This is a genomic window from Leucobacter sp. wl10 (genome assembly GCF_003569785.1).
In the GTDB taxonomy this organism is placed as follows: domain Bacteria; phylum Actinomycetota; class Actinomycetes; order Actinomycetales; family Microbacteriaceae; genus Leucobacter.
Map to the genome: position 1 here is coordinate 1 of NZ_KZ984023.1, position 3,085 is coordinate 3,085.

The following is a 3,085-nucleotide window of genomic DNA, read 5'->3' on the forward strand; positions in this document are numbered from 1 at the left end:
GTGAACGCCACCTTCACGGTCAGCTGGGTTCAGCGGTCGTCTCCGCTCAGCCAACAGCGACGCCGAAGAGCAGGCCGATGAGGTAAGTCGCAATCATCGTCGCTGAGCCCATCACCACGTTCCGGAGGATGGCCCGGCCGCGCGGAGCCCCGCCGAGGGCGGCGCTGATCCAGCCGGTGAGGAACAAGCCGATCACCACTGCGACCGCGGCGATCCAGACGCGGTTCTCGCCGAATGGCAAAAGGATCATTACGAGCGGGATGAGCGCTCCCAGCGCGAACGAGACGAATGACGAGACAGCCGCCGCCCAGGGGCTGGTGAACTCTTCGGGGTCGATTCCAAGTTCAACCTCTGCATGGGCTGCGAGGGCGTCCTTCGCGGTGAGCTCGACCGCGACCTGATGCGCGAGGTCGTCCGAGAGCCCACGCTGACGGTAGAGGCCGGCGAGTTCTTCGAGTTCTTCCTGAGGTATGGTCTCGAGTTCCCATTTTTCCTTGGCGATCAGCGCCTTCTCGGTATCGCGCTGGGTGCTCACCGAGACGTACTCGCCTCCGGCCATCGAGAATGCGCCAGCGACCACTGCGGCGATTCCTGCCGTGGCGATCGCGAGAACGTTGTTCGGGGTCGCCGCGGCGACACCGATCACGACGCCAGCGGTCGAGACGATGCCGTCGTTCGCTCCCAGTACCCCGGCGCGCAGCCAGTTGAGTCGCTGGCCGGTGCCCCGGTCGTGAGGTTCGCCGGGATGGGCTTGGGGTGCTGTTTTTCTAGCCATGGCTCGGTGCCTCCATAGTGATTCTCAGTGGGTTCGCTGGCTCTCTCGGCCTGTCAGCGGTGTGCGCTGTGCGCCGCCCGCGTTGGCTCGCGATGCCTTGAGTTTGCGCTCGGCGCGCGGGCCGACGGCGCGCAGCGCGCCCAGGATCGCGACGAGGTCGACGACTTCTTGGAGCCAGGCCCCGATCAACGCTGGAAGGAACCCGAACGCTGCGACGAGCATGAGACCCACGCTGATGATGATGCCGAGCCAGATGCTCTGGAGAGCGATCCGCACCGTGTCCTTTCCCACGCGTACCGCCAGGGGGAGGGAAGTGAGGGTTTCGTATCGGTTCACGATGTCGGCGGACTCGCTCGCGGCGGTCGCGCCGCGAGCTCCCATCGCGAAGCCGATATCGGCTGCGGCGAGTACGGGGGCGTCGTTGAGGCCGTCGCCGACCATGATGAGCGGTCTGGGCTGCACCGTGCTCACGATGCGTACTTTGTCGGAGGGCCGGCACTCGGCGTGCACCTCGTCGATGCCGAGGCTCGCGGCGATCGGTTCGGCTGTGGCTGCCACGTCGCCGGTGACCATGAGCGTGCGTTCGATCCCGAGTCGCTGCAACTCTCCGAGCGCCTGCGCAGCCTCGTCTCGTGTCTGGTCGCGCATCACGATCGCGCCCGCGAAGCGGTCGTCGAGGGCGACGTAGATTGCGAGTTCACCGGGCTCCAGCGGGGCGAGCGCGAGGGCCGGGGCGAACTCGCGGAGCCAGGAGGGCTTGCCCACCCGCACCGTCGTCGCCGCATCCTCCGCGTTGTCGGATGCGAACTCCGCGGCGACGCCGTTGGTGGCGATCTCCTCGGCTCCGAGCGCGTCCAGCAGCGGGTATCCGTGCTGCTTGGCCGCCACGACGACGGACTCTGCGAGTACGTGGGACGAGTACACCTCGGCCGATGCGGCGAACCGGAGCACGCTCATCTCGTCGAAGCCGGGCTCGGCAAGGATGCGTTCGAGCGCGGGCCGCCCGGTCGTGATGGTGCCGGTCTTGTCGAACGCGGCGGAGCGTACCCGCGAGAGCTGTTCGAGAGTGCCGCCGCCCTTCACGATGAGCCCGAAGCGCGCAGCTCGGCTCATGCCGCCGAGGAACGCGACCGGTGCGGCGATCAGCAGGGGGCACGGGGTCGCGACCACCAGCACCTCGGCGAATCTGACCGCCTCCCCGCTGGCCACCCATGCAACGCCCGCGATGACGAGCGAGAGTACCGTGAACGGCACCGCATAGCGATCGGCGAGCCGCACCACTTTCGCCTTGCTGCCCGCGGCCTGCTCGACCAGACGCACGATCTGCTGGTACTCGCTGTCTGAGGCGAGCGCGACAGCCCGCATCGTGACCGCACTCGCACCGTTCACCACTCCGCTGGAGACGCGCTCGCCCGCCACGCGCTCGACCGGCAGGCTCTCACCCGTGAGCGAGGATTCATCGAGCACAGCATGCTCTGACACGAGCACCGCGTCGACCGGTACGAGCGCGCCGGGCCGTACAAGCAGCAGATCGCCGACCTCGACGGCTTCGACCGGCACGTCCTCGGCGACCGCCTCGAGGGTTGAGCGGCCCGCCGGGGCGGCCTCGTCGCGCAGCAGCCTGGTGGCCTGCTGCGGGGCTTTGCGCAGCAGCGCGGTGAGCTCGCGCTTGGAGCGGTTCTCAGCGTAGTCTTCGAGGGCCGCGCCGCCGGTGAGCATGAGCACGACCACGAGCGCGGCCCACGGCTCACCGACGAGCACAGCCGCAGTGATCGCGGTGACCGCGAGGATGTCGAGCCCGGCGTGGCCTTTGAGGAGCTGGCGGATCATGCCGACCGCCTCCCACGCTGCGATCGCCAGCGCATACGCGCCGACGAGCCACGGGGCGGTTTCTCGGGCAGGGGTGGTGAGCAGGATCAGGCCGACCATCGCGATCAGCAGGGTCGCGAACACCAGCGGATACGCCTTGGCTGCGGCAGAAACTCGTCTCACGCTGCAAGCTTCCCAGCTCGCGGGCGTCGGCGCATCGCAGGCGGGCCTTGCCTCAGCATGCTTCGGTCTCGGCCGAGGGCGTGGTTCAGAGCAGCAGCGCCCCCAGCCCAGCAGCTCCCAGCACCACCGCCCAGGCGGGAGCCTTCCACGCGGTCAGTGCGACGAATGCCACTGCGACGATTACGAGAGAGTGCGGTCCGGTGACGCCCTCGTTGAACACCGGATCGTACAGGGCCGCCGCGAGCAGGCCGACGACTCCCGCATTCACGCCCTTCAGCGCTCGCTGCACCCTCGGGGCTCGGCGCAGCCGATTCCAGA

At 68.4% G+C, this 3,085-nt stretch carries 3 protein-coding genes; all 3 read right to left on the reverse strand.

Translation table 11 applies throughout. From position 1 onward, the window contains the following. Positions 1-46: 46 nt before the first annotated feature. Entirely contained in the window at positions 47-775 is a 729-nt protein-coding gene (locus tag D1J51_RS17550) for a VIT1/CCC1 transporter family protein (protein WP_119077289.1), read from the reverse strand. Positions 776-799: 24 nt separating this feature from the next. Further along, the gene (locus D1J51_RS17555; RefSeq protein WP_240423433.1) at positions 800-2,767 is read right to left on the reverse strand and encodes a heavy metal translocating P-type ATPase; all 1,968 of its coding nucleotides are present in this window, start codon (positions 2,765-2,767) and stop codon (positions 800-802) included. Between the two features lie 85 nt (positions 2,768-2,852). Continuing rightward, positions 2,853-3,085 (reverse strand): chromate transporter (locus D1J51_RS17560; protein WP_205548052.1); only part of this gene is annotated, 233 nt, incomplete at its 5' end.